The sequence below is a fragment of the Peristeroidobacter soli genome, from assembly GCF_004138485.1.
GTDB classification, from domain to species: domain Bacteria; phylum Pseudomonadota; class Gammaproteobacteria; order Steroidobacterales; family Steroidobacteraceae; genus Steroidobacter; species Steroidobacter soli.
In genome coordinates, this window is sequence record NZ_RYEV01000009.1 from 232,208 (window position 1) to 249,412 (window position 17,205).

The window sequence follows — 17,205 nt, forward strand, 5'->3', positions numbered from 1 at the left end:
ACGAATCAGGGTGTGGCCGGGCGACGGACGACGCCGGTGGTGAGCAATGTCTGTAGCGCTGCCGCCGATGTTTCTTGTGTCTGCGCGGAATTGGTCATCGGCTGCGCGGCAAAGGCATTCGGCGGATAGCAGGTCACATCCCGCAGCAGCGGGCGATACATCTCCCAACGGGCGCGCAGCAGAGCATTGCCCAGTCCCAAATCGTTGCGCGCGCGGCGTTGCGCCTCGACATCGATCAGCGAACTCACCGTGAATGTTTCATCCGCATCCTGTCGATAGGCGACAGTCTCGCCTCGAAAGTCGACGATTCTCGAACGTCCTCCCGGCACCTTGCCGTCCCACGAGAAGCCGATCGGCCCGGCGACGTTCGCGCTGATCACATACATCATGTTCTCGGCGGCACGTGCGGTCTTCGCCGCCTCCTGGCCGGCGGACATCTCATCGTTGGTTGGATGAAGCAGCACTTCCGCCCCTCGCAACATGAATGCGCGCGACACTTCGGGCACGGCAATTTCCCCGCAAGCGATCACCGCCAGCCGTCCCAGCTCGGTATCGACCACCGGGAATGTTCCCTCGACGCCGTACTCCGCGAAGTAATCGTCCATGAAGTCATGCGGCGACGGCCACAGCGCGGTGTTGATGCGCCGATAGCGCAGGATCACCTCGCCGCGCGGATCGATCAGGAAACACGAGTTGAAGAAGCGCCCTGGCCAGCGCACATCGCGCTCGAACAGATTGCCGGCGATATAAATGCGATAACGCTCGGCGAGCCGCTGCAAGGGCGCGGTGGCCCGTCCTGGAATCGAGTCGCACGCCTTTTCGATCCATTCCTGCACCGTCGCCCGGTGCGGCGGACCTTGAAACGCAAACTCCGGCAGCACGACCAGGCGCGGTGGATGCTGAGATTCGCAAGCTTCGGTGACGAGTTTCACCGCACGCTGAACATTGGCATCGATGATGCTCCTGGCGGCGGTGGGCGAGTCTGCCCTGGCTGCGAGCTGCGAGGGCATCTGGATACACGTGGCGCGCCACGGTGCGATAGGTTGAGTTGAGGACATCATTCGACGAACTGACCGGTGTAGACCTTATCCGCGGTGATACGAGCAGGCAGCGAGTAATAGTCACGCATGACCTGGAGCATTTCTTCCACGTCCTCGCGTGCCAGCCAACCAAACGGCTTGCCGGCGCTGTGCTTGGTGTGCAGGTACGGCGGCAGGCCCTGCATTTCGGCCGCGAGCACTTCGCGGCTCAATTCCGGCCTCGCCCGCCGCACGGCATCCACGCCGAGCTGCGGATCCTTCGCAACGTCGGCGGCTCCTCGCTGAGTTGCGGCGATGAACTTCTTCAGCACGTCGGGTTTGGACTCGAGCGTCTTGCGCGTGACGAACATCGACGTGCCCAGCGTGTTGAGGCCGGCGTCGGCAAACCTCATCGGTTCACCGATCGGCTTCACGCGCGAGATCTTCAAACCATCCTGCAATGCCCAGGCGCAGATGAAATCGACATCGCCGTTCACCAGCGAGGTGATGGCCGCGCTGTGATTGAGCGTGACACGGCGAATCTTGCGCATGTCGAGTTTGTTTCGTGCGGCGAACGCAGTGAACAGGCGCTGCGCCTCATCGCCTGCGACCGCGCCCCAACGCTTGCCCTCGAGATCCTTGGGCGTGCGAATTCCGGAGGACTGCAACGTGATCACTGCCTCGGGCGCGCGCTGAATCACGCCGGCAATCGCGACAACTGGAACGTCGCGAGCGGCGGCCAGCGCCAGCGCCGAAATGTTAGCAAGCCCGATGGTCTCGTTGCCCGAGCCGACGACCTGCAGCGTCGAGATGCTGCCCTGGCCGTTGTTGATCTGCACGTCGAGCCCCTGCTCGGCGTAGTAGCCTTTGTCCTTGGCCACGAACAGCGCCGCGTGATAGGCGCCAGGCAGCCAGTCGAGTCGCACGGACACTTTCTCAGCCGCCACGGCCGGCAGCGCGAGCAGCGCCAGGGCCGCCCATAGCCAGGCGCGCAGCGTCGCCCGTATCGTTCGACTCATAATCCCAACTCCGTCATGAAGGCCTGAAACAGCGGCGTTACCCGTTCGGGCGACTGAAAAGACGCCACGTGCCCGGTATCGAGGACGGCGAAGCGGCCCTTCGGCAACGCCTCCGCCAGCGCTTTGACTGAATCCACCGGCCGCACGAACTGCGTCGTGGCGATCAGCAACACCGGGCACTGGACCTTGGGCAGCACGTCGGCGAACGCCGTCGTGTTGATCAATTTCTCGATCAGCATTTCGCTGTCGGGATCGACCGATGCGTGCATGCCCTGATACTTCACCCAGCGCTCTTCGTTGGCGCGAAACGGCTCCGGATATGTCACTTTCAGTGCGCGCTCGTCGGCCGCTCTCGCACCGGCGGGATCCACTGCCGGATCGATCCTCGGCCGCGCCGGACGCGCTTCGAGCAACGCCGACGGACTAGTGACCGCAATGCCCCTCACCCGCTCTGGATACTGCGCGGCAAATTGCAAAGCCACCGAACCGCCGAACGCGCCGCTCAGGAACACCACCGGCTGCCGCAGATCGAGCGCGTCCATCAGTGCGCGCAAGTCGTCCACCTGATCCTGCATCGTGGTGGGCTTGCGGAATTTCTCCGACAGGCCGACGCCGCGCGGGTCATAGCGCAGCACTCGACGATTGGGTGTCGACAACGAGGGCAGGATCTCGTCCCAGATCTCGAGCGGCTTACCCGACTCCTGCATGAGAACCACGGTGTCGGCACCGCTGCCGGACAATTCGTAGCGCAAGCTCACATGATTGACCGTCACCCACTCGGGGCTCGCCGCTGCGAGACCCGCTGACCCTAACAGCCACAATGCCGCCAGCACGCGTATCGCTCGTACCAAATTCATCGATCCAGCTCCGCAAGAAACTGCCGCACCAGCGGTTCGACCAGCTCGGGCGATTGCACACCGGCGTAGTGTCCGGTGTCCAGTTCGACGAAGCGCGCATTCGGAATCGCGTTCGCCATCTCACGCACCACTGAGACCGGTCGCACGAAGCGCTTCCCAGCGGCCATGATGACAGGACAACCGACCTTACCGAATGTTTCCTTGAACCCCACCGAGTACAAGGCACGCATCGTCAGGACCGCGCTGGTCGGATCGGTGGAGTATGCAGTGCCGAGGAAGCGCGCATAACGCTTTTCATCGGTCCGCAGACTCGGCGGATAGATCACATCGAAGCTCTTCTCGCGCGCTTTATGCGCAGCATCCGGATCGTCCGCGGCGATCGGGTCGGAGGATTCCGCTAGTGTCGCCGGCGCCGCGCCGGGCAACAGAGGATCGGGGAACTTCGCCAGTTGCTTGGGTTGTTGTGTGAGATTGCCGGTCGGCCCGAGCGCGACCACGCCGGCAGCGCGCTTCGGATAGGTCGCGGCGAATTGCAAGGCAATCGTCGCGCCGAAGGTATCGCCGACCAGCACCACGGGCTCGCTCAACCCCAGTTTATCGAGCAACGCGGCGAGATCCTCGACCCACACCTGCATACCGACGGGCTCGCGAATCTTGGTCGACAATCCCGCGCCCCGCTGATCGAAGCGCAGGATGGTCCGGTCGCGCCTCGCGAGCGCCGGCACCAATTCGTCCCAATGCTCCAACGCCGAACCCAGGGAATGCAGCAACACGACGGTGCTACGACCTGTGCCCGTGCGCTGATAACGCAGGAATGTGTGCGGAGAGACTTCGAGCCACTTCGCGGACATTGGCGTCGGCGCCGGGAGCATCGCGCGCACATCCTCGGCCGTGACTTTGTCCGTGAACGAGTTGCCGAAACTCGTGCGCACATAGTTGACGACAGCGGCGACCTGCGCTTCGTTCAACAGACTGCCGAAGTCGGGCATGCCCCGCTGACCGTTCAACACGACATGGATCGGATAGCCGGCGGCCGCCAGCTTGGGATTGCCGGCCAGCGCCGGATACGTGCCCGCCCCCGTGGCGCCCTTGCCGTCCTGCATGTGACAGCCCTGACACGCCATCTGATAGAGCTGGGCGCCATCGGTGCCCACGAATCGCCTTGGATCGGCGAAGGAAGGTTCGGCGGCGTGCGCGACTTGCAGTCCGAACGCGACCAGGCTCAGTAGACTCATCAACCGGCGCGCCATCATGCAGCCACCACACGCTTGTGAATGCGCTCGACCACATCGAGCGCCGACAAAATCGCCCCTTCCTGCCAGCCACCGACCGCGGCAGCGACCGACTCGCCTGCCAGCACGATGCGTCCATCGATCGCGCGTGTGTTCTGATAGTGCTCGACTCGCTTCTCAGGCGTCCAACGCGCGGTGCAGCCCAACGAGAACGGCTGACGATGCCAGGCGACCGAGACGCCGTTCTGGAATTCGGCTGGATACTGCGGATGAATCTGCGCGCCGTACTCGACGGCTTTCTTCACCCGCTCGGCGGCGGACATGCCGGCGAACTCATATGAATATGCGCCGAACATGAACGCGCCATACAACACGCCCGGCCCCGCTTTGTTGAAGCCATGCGTCGGATACGAGATGGTCCGAATCGGCAACTGCGTGTGGCTGAAACCACCGTAGATGCCGTCATCCTGTTCCCAGAAACGCCGTTTGAACTGCAGCGCGACCTTGACGGCCGTCGCGAACGGAATCGCATTGATGCCCGCCAGCATGCCGGGACTGACTTGCAAGTCCATCTGGCTCAAGATCGGAAACGGCACAGTGCAGATACACCACTGCGCCTTGGCCTGCTGCGGCCGGCCGGGGCGCGCAGTGTCTTCATAGGTGACGGTCACACCGCTGTCGTTCTGGTGAATGGCAGTGACCTTGGTGTTGAAACGAATCGCACCAGGGACCTGCTTCGCCATCGCCCTGGCGATCATGTCCATGCCGCCGACCGGATGGAACAGCGGATTCTGCAGATCGCGGTAGCCGCTGTGATTGGAGATCGCCCAAATGTCGGAGTCGAGGCAAAGCTTCAGCACTTCCCGAAGCGGCAGCGGCGCAGAGGCCGTTCGCGTGCCGGCGGAGAGATCCATCGAATCGTAGCCGCGCATCTTCGCGCTCTCCGCGCCCAGCGTGTAACGCGAGTTCGAATCGAGGCCTGCCCAGATCTTCAAGACCTCGCGCAGCATGTCCGCATCCGCAGCCGTGAGCTCTTCATCGAGCGCGTGCTGCTGCGAAGCCTTCGACAACAACTCCGCAACGTGTCCCTGCAGATCGGGAATCACATGCGCCAGCCGCTGCGGCTTGCCGCCGAACGCCGTGCGGGAATGCAGATAGCCGTTGTAGTTCACTTCCACGAACGGCTGAATCTCCACCCCGAGCCGGCGGCAATAGTCGAGGATCGCGCGGTGATGATGAGCGAACCGCCACGGCCCCGGATTCATGAACTCGCCTGGTGCGAACTCACAAGTCTGCGTCTCGCCGCCCAGCTCGGTGAACCGATCGCCGCCGCGAATCGTCCAGGAACGCCCGCCGACGCGAGCGTTGTACTCCAGGATCTGCACCTTGTAGCCGGCCTTGCGCAGCTCCATCGCTGCGGTCAGGCCGGCCAGTCCTGCGCCGATGATCAGCACGCTCGTGCCCTTGCCTGCATCGCCGAGCTCGAGCGGCCCGGCGTAAGGCGACTCGGCGGCGTGCCCGAGCGTGGTCATCGCGTGGTACATGGCGGCGCCGCCACTGGCGGCGCCGATCATCGAGAGCAGTTTGCGACGGGTGATCGACATCGTTACCACTTCGCCCGGAAGCCCAGGTTGTAGGTGCGCCCGATCACGTCGTGGAACACGGCGTTGACGGGGTTGCCGGAGCTGGCGGTCGGATCGATCGGCGGATCCTCGTTGAGGAGATTCTGCACGTTGGCATACATCTGCAGATCCAAACCGGACTTGAACGTCGGCAACTTGTAACCCAGCGACCACGACACGTAGAACACGCTGTCCACCGTGTTGTCGCTGATGTCTCTCGCCGTATAAGTTACGTCCTTCTTGCCCTCGCCGACGTAGCGCACGCCAAGCGTGGTCGAGAAGTCGTTGTAGCTATACGTGGCAAGCGCGTTCCATTTCCACTTCGGCCCGCCATACGGCGTCGCAGCCGTTCCCATGTCGCCGGCGCGATTGATGACGCTGGTGCCATTGTCGACACGCATGGTCGGCTGGTAGGTCGCGAACAGATTGAAATCCATGCGACCGGCGAGCGAGTCCCACACCGTATCGAGCGGCAAACCGTACGCGCCTTCCATATCCACGCCACGCACTTCGAGGCCCGCCAGGTTGAGCAACGGCAAACGCACGGTCGCGGTCTCAGGCGTCGTGTAAGTGATCAACGAGCAGAAGCTCGCGGCGCCACCGTTACAAAAATTCACCACGGTCTGTGCGCTCACCGCCGAAATCACATCGGTCATGTCGATGCTGTAGTAGTCGGCGGACAGCTTCAAACTCGGCGCGAACTGCGGCGTGAGCACGATGCCAAACGTCGTGGTACGTGCACGCTCGGGTTCGAGCAGCGGATTGCCTGAAGAGATCGTGGTTGCCGTCAGGTTGCCGCCGGTGACCGGGTTGATCAGATTGCTGCTGCCGCTGGAGGTCGATGTGAACAGCTCGCTCACGTTGGCTGCGCGGATATCGCGCGACACCGAAGCTCGCAGCCGCAGATTGTCATCGATGGTGTAGACGAGACCTGCCTTCCAAGTCGTCACGTTGCCGCTGGTGCTGTAATCCGTGAAACGAACCGCACCGTCGAACTCCAACGCTTTGGCCCACGGCTGATTCGCAAGCAGCGGCACCACCGACTCGAGATAGCCTTCGCGAACCGTAACCTCGCCGCTGATGGGCTGCGCATTGCCATAGTTGTATTGGCGAGCGAGCGCACGCGGATCGAGCTGCTTCATGCTGGCATCGTCCTTGCGATATTCCAAACCCGTGGCGAGCGACACCGGCCCTGCCCAAGTGGAGAACGGTGTGCCATGCAAGTTCACGGCACCGACGGTCCGATCGAAGTTGGTGACCGTGTGCTGAGTCCCGGTGAAATAGTCGAACGCCTCGGGAGTGACCGAGTCGCGCCCGAACAAATTCACGGGCACGCAGCCGTTGGTCGGATTGGTGAGCGTGGAACGACACACAATGTTGCCGTTGCCGTCACGGACCGCATCGACGGCCTCATAGAAGCGTGCTTGCAGGCGATAGTCCGCGCCCACGTAGTCCTGTTCGCTGGTGCCGTACTGCGCGTATGCGTCCCACGTCCAGTTCGCGCCCAACGTGCTGTTGATGCCGATCGTGTAGGACTGCGTGGTGTTGGTGTTCTCGATCGCGGGGCGCGACAGGCGATAGCTGTCACCGCTGACGTTGTCTTTCCAATAGCGGCCCATGCTGAAGGACGCGAGCCCCAGTGTGTCCATCTGCTGCTGGGTCGCGGCGGGAATGAAAGGATTGCCGCTTCTGATGACGAGTCCCGTGCCGGAGTAATCGATCGGCCCCGGACCGTTGGTGTTGACTTCCAGCCGGCTGTAGTTGGCGAGCGCAAAGATTTCCGTGCCGGGGGTTAGATCGAAGCCCACTCGCAACTGCGCAGCGCTGCGAGTCAGCGGCACCGACAGCGGCGTGCCTTGGCCATCGCCTTCCGCGTAACCGTCGCCGCCGGACTGCGTGCCAGCGCCGCTCGGACTGCCGTAAACAAATGTCTCCGGCGTGCCGCCCGGGCCGAACGTGGTACCCGCCAGCGGCCCGCTGATGATCAGACCGCCATCGGCGAGCTGATTGCGACGTACGTTGGGCAGCACCAGGATTCTTGGCAAGCCATTGGTTGCATAGCCGGCGTTGTTGACGAAGCCCCACTCCTCTCGTCCCCAGTCGCGGCTGTAGATATCGCGCACGCCGTCGTTATCGACCCACTCGCCGCCTACGACCAGGCGACCGCGACCGTCGGCGAAGGAATTGCCGAAAGCGATCCCGACGTGATTCTCTTTGTTGTCACCGTAGTCACTCTCGCCGTGCGAGAGGTCGATGTCGAAACCGTCCATCGAGTCGCGCGTAACGATGTTCACCACGCCGGAGACCGCATCCGAACCCCATTGCGCCGAGGAGCCGCCGGTGACCACGTCCACACGCTCGATCAGGAGCTGCGGCACACTGTTCAAGTCAGTCTGTCCGGTCAGCGCGCTCGGCGGCAGACGCCGGCCGTCCATCAACACCAGCGTGCGTTGTGAACCGAGGTTTCTCAGGTTCGCGTAGCGCCGACCCGCATTCGAGCCCAGCGGATTGGTCGAGGCGTTCTGATCGGCCTGGAATGCCGGCATCTGGTTCAGTGCCGAGGAAATGTTGGTGGTGCCCAACTTCTCCAGCATGTCCGCACCCATCACCGTGGTAGGTGTAGGCGCTTCGAACCCGGCGCGGCGCACGCGCGAGCCGGTGACAACAATCTCAGTCAGCACCTCGGACAATTCACTGCCTGTCGTCGAGGTGGCGTCAGCCCCACCAGTTGCCGCTGCATCCTGAGCGTGCGAGGGGATCGAGACCAGGGTGCACGCCAGCGTAGTCAACGCCAACGCCGCCCTTTCCAACCGAACTTTCGAACCGCGCATCGCCCATGTAGTCATCTAGCTCCCCTTACGTTGTTTAAAGCGCCGCACTATGGCGGCCGGTGGAAAGCAGTATGCACATGGTATACCACTGGAACTCCTTGGCTGTCCATCCAACCTCCGCAACTCTGGTCAACTCGCGTAGTTATGCGAGCGGAAGTGGCATACGATTGCGTGAATTCCCGCTCGGCAGGCTTTAAAAATAGCGGCGCGTGATTGCTCGCCGTGGCACAAAGTGGTGCGCCAACGGTACACTCGTGCCCCATTGTGTGGCCGTCGACGTGCCTTACCGGATGAAAATGGAATGGAGACAGACAGCGTGGCTTTGTTGAAAAAGAAGGACACAGCGAAGACAGGTGCCACCGCACGGGTGGGCCATATCAACGTGGCGGAGTTGAGCGCTGCCGAGCGTAGCCTGCGTGAAATCGCCTACGAGCGACTGCTGGATATGCTGCTCTCCGGCCAGTTGCTCTCGGGTTCACCGTTGCAAGAACGGCGCCTGGCGGACGCATTGAAGATTTCTCGCACCCCGGTGCGCGAAGCTTTGCGCCAGCTCGAAACCGAAGGCCTCATCATTCGTCAGATGGGCCGGCTGATGACGGTACCGCAGATCTCCCCGCAGGACTACATGGAGATCCTGAACGTGCGCAAACTGTTGGAAACCGAAGTGGCCGGCCTGGCCGCCGGGAAGATTTCCAAAGGCACGGCCGAAAGCCTGCGGCAAGCGGTCTGGCAGCTCATGGAGGAAGAGGACCCCTCTCCGTCGCGCCACTGGGAGGTGGATGACCTAGTGCACTTCACCATCGCCGAGGCCGCCGGCAACAAGCTGCTCACCACGATGATCCGCGACTTGCGCCGTCGCACCCACGTATTCAACACCCGCCGCATTCCCTCGCGACGCCGCCCTGGCGCGCTCGAACATCTCGCGCTCATCGACGCGATCGCCGCTGGCGATGCAGAGAAAGCCCGCCGCCTCATGTCCGAGCACCTCGAGAACGTCAAGTCATCGATCATCGAGCAGGTGGTGTCGGTGGCGAATCGCGCCGAGCCCTGACCCCTTTCGAACTTTGACGCCGTTTCGCGCCGGTGCCAGCGGCGCGCACGGGCTGCGCTTGACGAACTTGGTATTCCAATGGAATATCATTGGCGCACACCCACTCTACGGCCGTTCCCATGACAATTGCCCCCTGGCGCGCGACCTGCGTCCAAATGACGAGCGACCTGGCCGTGTCGGCCGCCAACCCGGAAGCGGCGTGGGACATCATCCGCCGTAATCTGGCAACCGGTGTACGGATGATCGAAGCAGCGCAACGGCACACCCCGGCGCAGCTCTACGTCACGCCCGAATTCGCTTTCCAAGGCGCGCCCCACTCGATGCCGGTCGCGCGCTGGATCGAACAAGCCTGTTGTGAATTGCCGGGTCCGATCAGCGAACCGCTACAGAAGCTGGCTGCCCGCCTCGGCGTTTACATCGGCGGCAATCAGTTCGAAAGCGTGGCTCGATGGCCGGGCCGATACTTCAACACCAGCTTTCTCATCGACCCGCGCGGCGAAGTGATATTGCGCTACCGCCGTCTCACCACCGCGGCCTTTCCGTCGCCACACGATTTCATGGACGAGTATCTGGCGCAAACCGAGCCGCAGCAGGTGTTTCCCGTGGCCGACACGCCGCTGGGACGCCTCGCGATGATTCCCTGCAGCGAGATCGCCGTACCGGAAGTGGCACGAGTGATGATGATGCAAGGTGCAGAAGTCATCCTGCATCCGACGAACAGTCGGAAGATCCCGGCCGAGGACGCCGCGAAGATTGCCCGGTGCAGCGAGAACAAATGTTATTTGATCAGCGCCAACGTCGCCGGTCCGATCGGCTTTTCGGAGGACCGCACCGAGCTCGGCGGCCGCTCGCGTATCCACGATTTCCACGGCCGGCTGCTCGCTTACCACGAACCGTCGGATGAAACGACCAACGTGTCGGCCCTCATCGACATCGAAGCTCTACGGCGCGACCGCGCCGAAGACGACGGTCCATCGGGCCTGCTTCGATCACGCTGGGAAATGTATCGCCCGTTCTTCGCGAAAGCTTCGTTCTATCCCGCCAATGGCTTCTTGCGTGAGCCGATGGGCGCGGTATCCGAAACCGCTCGATTGCTCGAAGGCGCGCGCCAGAACATGCAGCAAGCGGGCATCGTATTGAACAACTCCGGAAAGGCCGGCGGCCGTCACTGAAGGCCGCGCCTCCCCTACTCATCTCGAATTGAATCCAGGAAACGATCGGATGTCTCAACTTGACGAACACGCCCGCGGTGTTTACATCGTCACCGCCACTCCCTTCAACGAGCGGGGCGACATCGACTTCGACAGCACCGACCGCATGGTCGATTTCTATCTGGAGCATGGCGCGAGCGGCATGACCCTGCTCGGCATGATGGGCGAGGCAGCCAAGCTTTCCGCCCAGGAGTCGCGCAAGTTCGTTCGACACATCGCGGCCCGCGTCGCGGGCAAAGTGCCGCTCGTGGTGGGTGTTTCCAATCCAGGCTTCGTCGCCATGGGCGAACTGGCGCGGGCCGCGATGGACGACGGTTGTGCCGGCGTCATGGTCGCACCGCCCAATACGCTGCGCACCGACGATCAGATCTTGCAGTACTTCCAGCAGGCAGCGCGCCAACTCGGCTCGATTCCGTTCGTATTGCAGGATTTTCCGCTCGCCACCGGCGTGCAGATGGCAACCTCCGTCATCAGCCGCATCATTTCCACCACGCCGACCTGCGTGATGCTCAAACACGAAGACTGGCCGGGCCTGGGGAAGATCACAGCACTGCGCCAGGCCACCGAACAGGCGGGCCTGCGACGCATCAGCATTCTGGTCGGCAACGGCGGCTTGTTCCTCAGCGAGGAACTACTACGCGGCGCCGACGGTGCAATGACCGGATTCGCTTTTCCCGAAATGATGGTGGGCATCTGCAAGGCGCATGATGCCGGCGATCTCGAACGCGCTCGCGATCTGTTCGATGCCTACCTGCCGCTGATGCGCTACGAACAACAACCGAACGTCGGCCTGGCCGTACGCAAATATGTGCTGGCCAAGCGCGGTGTGATCGGTTCGGCGGCGCTCCGCGAACCTCGAACGCAGCTCGGGCCTCGCGAGATTCAGGAGATAGAAACATTGCTGGCGCGCCAGGAGCGCCGGCTGAAGGAGTTGGACGCATGGACCTGAACATCAGTCAACGGCGCGCACTCGTACTCGGCGCCAGTCGCGGCCTCGGCGCCGCCATCGCCAAGTCCCTGCTACGCGAAGGCGTAACGGTGTATGGCGCGGCTCGCAATTCTGACGATATCGATCGCATGCGGTCCACGCTGGACGCGGAGTATCGAAGCAAGCTGCACGCCGTGCAGCTCGATCTCGCCGATCCCGCCAGCGTCCAGCGAGTCACGACGGCACTGCTCGCAGATGGCGGCGTCGATATCCTCATCAATAACACGGGTGGCCCACCCGCCGCGGCCGCGAGCGCTGTCGACAACAATCTGTGGGCCGGCCAGTTTCAACAAATGGCGGTCTCGCTGTTTACGATTACGCAGGCACTGCTCCCGGCGATGCAGGAACGCAAGTGGGGACGCATCCTCACCATTGCCTCATCCGGTGTGCCGCAACCGATTCCCAATCTCGCGATTTCCAACGCCATTCGCGCCTCGGTCGTCGGCTGGTCGAAAACACTTGCGTCAGAAGTGGCCGCGCACGGCGTCACGGTGAACGTGCTGATCCCGGGTCGCATTCACACCGATCGGGTCGATGCACTCGATCAGATCGCTGCCACCAAGCAAGGCAAGACGGCGCAGGAAGTCGCTGCCGCATCGATAGCAACCATTCCCGCGGGCCGCTACGGCAAGCCCGAGGAATTCGCCGCGGTGGCAACGTTCCTCGCGAGCGAACAAGCGTCTTACGTAACCGGCAGCATGATCCGCGTCGACGGCGGACTCATCCGGAGTGTGTGATGGCACGCATTCTCGTCATCAATCCAAACTCCTCCACCGCGGTCACCGCGCAGATCGACACTGCAATCGGCACATTACACCGCGACGGCGGCCCAAGCATCGACGTCTTGGGACTCGCCGACGGACCGCCCGGCATCCAGAGCCAAGTTCATGTCGAGAGCGTCGTGCAGCCCCTGCTCCGCTGTGTGCGCGAAGAGCCAGCGGACGCATATGTCATCGCCTGCTTCAGCGACCCAGGGCTGCACGCCGCGCGTGAGATTGCTCGAGCGCCGGTGTTCGGAATCGCCGAGTGCGCCGTGTTCTCGGCGCTGCAACGAGGCTCACGCTTCGGCGTCATTGCCATCTTGAACAATTCGATTCCTCGACACCTGCGTTACTTCGGCGCGATGGGCGTCATGTCGCGTTTCGCGGGCGATCGTGCCATCGGCATGGGCGTCGCCGAGCTCGCCGATGAACACAAAACTTTCGAGCGCATGCGCAAAGCGGCCATCGATCTTCGGGACATCGATGGAGCGGACGTGCTCATCATGGGTTGCGCCGGTATGGCACAGCAGCGCCAACGCTTGGCCGACGATGTCGGCTTGCCTGTGATCGAACCTACGCAAGCCGCCGTGAGCGCTGCTATCGGCGCGCTCACGCTCGGTTGGTAGCAATTCTCCGTAACTAGCGCGACGTCTATGTCGACGTCGCGCCCTTGGCCGCCAGATCCTTCTGCATGCGCTCTATTTCCGGCGTGCTACGGCCGAGCGGCGCGGCACTCGCAGGCGTAGCGCAAGGAAGAAACTCGCCACTCCCCGCCTGCACTCGCAACTGTCCCTCGCTCACAACGATGCGGCCGCGATTCACGACGGTTTCCGGCCAGCCTACGAGGCGACGTCCCTCATACGGCGTGTAACCGACATTGTCATGCAGGTTCGCAGCCGCAATGGTTACTTCACGCTCGGGATCCCAGATGGCGATGTCGGCATCGGAGCCGACGGCAATCGTACCTTTGCGTGGATGCAAGCCATACATCTTGGCGTGATTGGTGGAAGTAAGCGCGACGAACTCCGTGAGGCTCAGTCGTCCCTTGCGCACACCCTCGCTGAACAACAGCGCCTGACGCAACTCGATGCCTGGCACACCGTTGGCAATCTCCTTGAAGGTCGTCGCCTCGCCCTTCGGCAACTTGCCGCTGCTGTCGAAACGATATGGCGCATGGTCCGAGGAGAACACCTGGAACGTACCGTTGGTCAGACCCAACCACATCGATTCCTGGGACGCGGCGTCGCGTGGCGGCGGACTGCAGCAGTATTTCGCGCCCTGCACGCCATCGCGATCGAGATCGGCCGCCGTCAGAAACAGATATTGAGGGCAGGTCTCGCCGTAGATTCGCAACCCTTTGCCGCGGGCCTCGCGGATCGTCGCAGCTGCGTCCGTGCTCGACACATGCACGATGAGAATGGGGACATCCAGCAACGTGGCGAGCGCGATCGCTCGCCCGGTCGCCTCGCTCTCGGCGATGCGTGCATGTGCCAGCGAGTGGTGAAATGGCCGCGTCAAGCCACCATCCACCAATCGCTTGGCGAGCCACTTGATGACGTCGTTGTTCTCGGCATGAACCATCACCAACGCGCCGTGTTCGCGCGCCGTACTCAACACATCGAGAATCTGACCGTCCTCGAGCTTGAGCTTGTCGTAGGTCATGTAGATCTTGAACGACGTGTAGCCCTCGGCGATCAGCGCCGGCAGTTCCTTGTCCAGCACCTCGGCGCTCGGATCCGAGACGATGAGATGGAATGCGTAGTCGATGACCGCCTTCGGGCCCGCGCAAGCGTGATAGTCCTGCACCACCTTGCGCAGCGAATCGCCTCGATGCTGGGCCGCGAACGGGATCACCGTGGTGGTTCCGCCGAAAGCCGCCGATACGGTCGCCGAATGAAAATCATCGGCGGTCATCAACCCCGTGGAGGATTTCTGCTCGATGTGACAATGGCTATCGACACCTCCCGGCAATACCAGCTTGCCGCGCGCGTCGAGGTCCACCTTGCCTTTGGGCAGCCCCCGCCCGAGCATGGCGATGAGCCCATCGCGAATGCCTACGTCCGCATCGAACTCGTCGCTCGCGGTCGCCACTCGGCCATTGCGCACAACAATGTCGAAATCGCTCATCTTCGGCTGTTCCGTAAAAGGTCGCTGTTGCTCAAGAAATCGGCGAGAACGACGCCGGCACCAGAATGCGATTCTCCTGTCGCAAAATTACTTGCGGGCTCGATTTCAAGTAAGCCTGCCAATCCGGATCGGCGGCGAGCACCGCGCGCAACCGCTCGCGCTCGGCGTAGCTGTCGAAGCCCCAAAGCTGGATCGCCTGGTTCAATTCGCCAATGTCGGCCACGAAGAATCCCAGGAATTTACCCAGGATGCGCTTCTGCGCCGGCAGACCATGCTCGGCGTAGTAGTCACGGTAGATATTCATCTTGCCTACCTGGATGGTGTAGGTACGCTGTTCGACGATCACTAAGGCTTCTCCTGGTTTGTCAGTCGACGGCAGGCGCTGAAATTCAGTTCTCGCCGGCCGTCGCTTTATGGTATACCAATGGTATGTAGCCTTTGGCAAGCGCGGTGAGGCAAGTTAGTGAGCGACGACAACGGCGAATACCCCGGCGAGCGGGGCATGCTCGGTGGAGATCAGGTCGAGTCCATGCAACGACGGCTCGACATCGGCAGTGTGCCAGCGCAAGAGTCCCCGATGATCCGCATCCAGAACGCTTCCAAGGAGTTCGACACCGCGCGCGGTCGCCTGCGCGCGCTCGATCCGGTCAACCTGGACATCGCCAAAGGGGAATTCGTTTCGGTCATCGGCCCGAGCGGCTGCGGCAAGAGCACGCTCATGATGATGCTTGCGGGCCTGGAGTCCCCCACCACAGGCACGCTGAGCATCGACGGCATCGACGTCCAGGGGCCGGCCGAGCGGCTCGGCATCGTATTCCAGCAGGACGTGCTGCTCGAATGGCGCACGGCACTCGAGAACATCATGTTGCAAGCGGAAATCCGCAAGCTCGACCGGCAGGCATCGCTCGAACAGGCGCACCGCCTGCTGGCCATGGTGGGATTGGAGAAGTTCGCCAACGCGTATCCGCACGAACTGTCCGGCGGCATGCGTCAGCGTGTTTCGATCTGCCGCGCGCTGTTACACAACCCCTCGCTGCTGGTGATGGACGAACCTTTCGGGGCACTGGACGCACTCACCCGCGATCAGCTGCAGATCGACCTGCTGCGCCTGTGCGCCAATCATCGGATCACGGTTCTGTTCATCACTCATTCCATCGTCGAGGCGGTGTTCCTGAGCGACCGCGTGGTTGTAATGTCGCCGCGGCCCGGCAAGATCGAAACTATCGTTCCGATCGATCTGCCACGTCCCCGACGACTGTCCGTGCGTGAATCGCCCGAGTTCCTGCGCGATATACAGACGGTCACGTCCGTGTTCGAGTCCCTCGGCGTTCTGCACGAGGACTGAGCGAGCGTCAGATAAAGAGAGATCGTTGGACAGGGACCGCAGCCCCAGCCCGGAGCAGGCGGTACTTTCGATTCACCAAGGCGCGGTTGAATGACACGAGCGCCAATGGCTTCAGCACGATGGCCGAGCGCAGCAGACGAGCCGGACGCGTCAGGCCCGCGTTTCGGGCGCGAGACCGCACTACGTAAGTTGTCGGGATCGTGAGCGCAGCAACACCGCCCATCGATTCATACATTCGAACGTGACAGTCGAGCCGCACCGGTAGCGCCTGTGACAACGTGGCGATCGCGAAGGTGTACGAGCTCGCGCCCAGGGCCCGTACAAACAACTGTGTCCGAACCAGCTCGCCCGAGTCCGGAGCGATCATCGCGATGCCGTCGCAGAAGTCGACGAACACTTTCTCACCGGCGCGATGGCGTTGGCGCAGGACGACGGAGAGCTTCTTCTCAAAGCGTCGATACAAGTCGACGAACTGCGAGTATTGATAGCCGTCCGGATGCTCGGCTTTGTATTCGGTCCACAGCAGCGCCAACGTCACGTGATGATCGCGTCGAGCCCGCTCCTCACGCACCTTGCTCCAGTCGGGCAGCGGTCGGTGCCTGCGAATGATGGGCACAGTTTCAGCCTCGACTGAACCATCGGGCGGTCGGTACGTAGCCGTTGAGGGCATTTCCTCGTGGCCTGCATCGTTGCTCACGTGCGAAATCGATGCACCAGCCAACACGGTGCGCTTCAGCTCACGGAGAATGCCGCTTGCCTCTCAGACACCCATTCCCGGCGTCCCCGGAAGGCCCGCCTGCTTCGCTGCCAGATGCCCGACTCGGCATGGTGATTCGTGAGATCGAATTGGTGCTGGCCGAAAAGCGCACGGCGTTGTCGTTACTGCGCACGGGCATCGCCATATTCGCATTGCCGCTTTCGGTGCTGAGCCTGTTGATCGCCACTTCGCATCTATACGAAGCGGCGCGCGTTCTTCCGATGCTGGTGGCGTTGCTGGCAATCAGCGCGGCCTTGACGTTGCTCGGCATCTTTCTCGTGGTCCGGGCGCTGCATCGTATTCATTCCTGCGATGCCAAGATCCGAAGCATGAAAGCCCACTATCGAGATCTTGCGCCCTACCTCGAATAGGCTTGCCACTGCCC

General features: G+C 62.4%; 16 protein-coding genes. 7 read left to right on the forward strand and 9 right to left on the reverse strand.

The annotated features are described in order from the left end of the window. Nucleotides 1-5: 5 nt before the first annotated feature. From EKO19_RS33990 to EKO19_RS34015, 6 genes are read right to left on the reverse strand one after another with little or no spacing between them, the layout of a single operon-like run. Nucleotides 6-1,061 (reverse strand): nitrilase-related carbon-nitrogen hydrolase, encoded by a 1,056-nt coding sequence (locus EKO19_RS33990; RefSeq protein WP_129781877.1) that lies wholly within the window; start codon nucleotides 1,059-1,061, stop codon nucleotides 6-8. Next, entirely contained in the window at nucleotides 1,058-2,038 is a 981-nt protein-coding gene (locus EKO19_RS33995; protein WP_129781878.1) for an ABC transporter substrate-binding protein, read from the reverse strand. Before EKO19_RS33995 ends, EKO19_RS33990 begins: the two co-directional genes overlap by 4 nt. Then, complete coding sequence (locus tag EKO19_RS34000; protein ID WP_129781879.1) at nucleotides 2,035-2,895, reverse strand: alpha/beta fold hydrolase; 861 nt, start codon at nucleotides 2,893-2,895, stop codon at nucleotides 2,035-2,037. The genes EKO19_RS33995 and EKO19_RS34000 overlap by 4 nt, the downstream gene beginning before the upstream one ends. Then, nucleotides 2,892-4,130 carry an alpha/beta fold hydrolase gene (locus EKO19_RS34005; protein ID WP_246039015.1) on the reverse strand — a complete coding sequence of 413 codons (1,239 nt, stop codon included), beginning with the start codon at nucleotides 4,128-4,130 and terminating at the stop codon, nucleotides 2,892-2,894. Before EKO19_RS34005 ends, EKO19_RS34000 begins: the two co-directional genes overlap by 4 nt. Before the next feature lie 14 nt (nucleotides 4,131-4,144). After that, nucleotides 4,145-5,731, reverse strand: a complete 1,587-nt coding sequence (locus EKO19_RS34010) for a flavin monoamine oxidase family protein (RefSeq protein ID WP_129781881.1) — start codon at nucleotides 5,729-5,731, stop codon at nucleotides 4,145-4,147. Nucleotides 5,732-5,733: 2 nt separating this feature from the next. After that, nucleotides 5,734-8,595 carry a TonB-dependent receptor plug domain-containing protein gene (locus EKO19_RS34015; RefSeq protein ID WP_129781882.1) on the reverse strand — a complete coding sequence of 954 codons (2,862 nt, stop codon included), beginning with the start codon at nucleotides 8,593-8,595 and terminating at the stop codon, nucleotides 5,734-5,736. A gap of 217 nt (nucleotides 8,596-8,812) precedes the next feature. Here EKO19_RS34015 and EKO19_RS34020 point away from each other — a divergent pair, with 217 nt between their 5' ends. The 5 genes from EKO19_RS34020 to EKO19_RS34040 all read left to right on the forward strand — a co-directional run bounded on the left by EKO19_RS34020 (nucleotide 8,813) and on the right by EKO19_RS34040 (nucleotide 13,217). Continuing rightward, nucleotides 8,813-9,631, forward strand: coding sequence for a GntR family transcriptional regulator (locus tag EKO19_RS34020; protein WP_129781883.1), 819 nt, complete (start codon nucleotides 8,813-8,815; stop codon nucleotides 9,629-9,631). 155 nt (nucleotides 9,632-9,786) lie between these two features. Next, a complete protein-coding gene (locus EKO19_RS34025; protein WP_217705773.1) occupies nucleotides 9,787-10,803 on the forward strand; it encodes a nitrilase-related carbon-nitrogen hydrolase in 1,017 nt (338 codons plus the stop codon). A 49-nt stretch (nucleotides 10,804-10,852) separates the two neighbouring features. Beyond that, a complete protein-coding gene (locus EKO19_RS34030; protein WP_129781885.1) occupies nucleotides 10,853-11,791 on the forward strand; it encodes a dihydrodipicolinate synthase family protein in 939 nt (312 codons plus the stop codon). Beyond that, entirely contained in the window at nucleotides 11,782-12,567 is a 786-nt protein-coding gene (locus tag EKO19_RS34035; protein ID WP_129781886.1) for an SDR family oxidoreductase, read from the forward strand. Before EKO19_RS34030 ends, EKO19_RS34035 begins: the two co-directional genes overlap by 10 nt. Beyond that, a complete protein-coding gene (locus EKO19_RS34040) occupies nucleotides 12,567-13,217 on the forward strand; it encodes an aspartate/glutamate racemase family protein (protein ID WP_129781887.1) in 651 nt (216 codons plus the stop codon). The genes EKO19_RS34035 and EKO19_RS34040 overlap by 1 nt, the downstream gene beginning before the upstream one ends. A gap of 25 nt (nucleotides 13,218-13,242) precedes the next feature. Here EKO19_RS34040 and hydA read toward each other — a convergent pair whose 3' ends face one another. After that, nucleotides 13,243-14,718, reverse strand: a complete 1,476-nt coding sequence (hydA, locus tag EKO19_RS34045; RefSeq protein ID WP_129781888.1) for a dihydropyrimidinase — start codon at nucleotides 14,716-14,718, stop codon at nucleotides 13,243-13,245. 31 nt (nucleotides 14,719-14,749) lie between these two features. Continuing rightward, nucleotides 14,750-15,064, reverse strand: coding sequence for an NIPSNAP family protein (locus tag EKO19_RS34050; RefSeq protein ID WP_129781889.1), 315 nt, complete (start codon nucleotides 15,062-15,064; stop codon nucleotides 14,750-14,752). Nucleotides 15,065-15,181: 117 nt separating this feature from the next. Between EKO19_RS34050 and EKO19_RS34055 the strand changes: the two genes are divergently transcribed. Continuing rightward, nucleotides 15,182-16,063 carry an ABC transporter ATP-binding protein gene (locus tag EKO19_RS34055; RefSeq protein WP_217705774.1) on the forward strand — a complete coding sequence of 294 codons (882 nt, stop codon included), beginning with the start codon at nucleotides 15,182-15,184 and terminating at the stop codon, nucleotides 16,061-16,063. 7 nt (nucleotides 16,064-16,070) lie between these two features. On the opposite strand, the gene EKO19_RS34060 is transcribed toward EKO19_RS34055, so the two are convergent. After that, nucleotides 16,071-16,760: a transposase gene (locus tag EKO19_RS34060; protein WP_129781890.1), complete on the reverse strand. Its 690-nt coding sequence runs from the start codon at nucleotides 16,758-16,760 to the stop codon at nucleotides 16,071-16,073. A gap of 56 nt (nucleotides 16,761-16,816) precedes the next feature. Between EKO19_RS34060 and EKO19_RS34065 the strand changes: the two genes are divergently transcribed. Beyond that, nucleotides 16,817-17,191, forward strand: a complete 375-nt coding sequence (locus EKO19_RS34065; RefSeq protein WP_217705775.1) for a hypothetical protein — start codon at nucleotides 16,817-16,819, stop codon at nucleotides 17,189-17,191. Nucleotides 17,192-17,205: the final 14 nt, after the last annotated feature.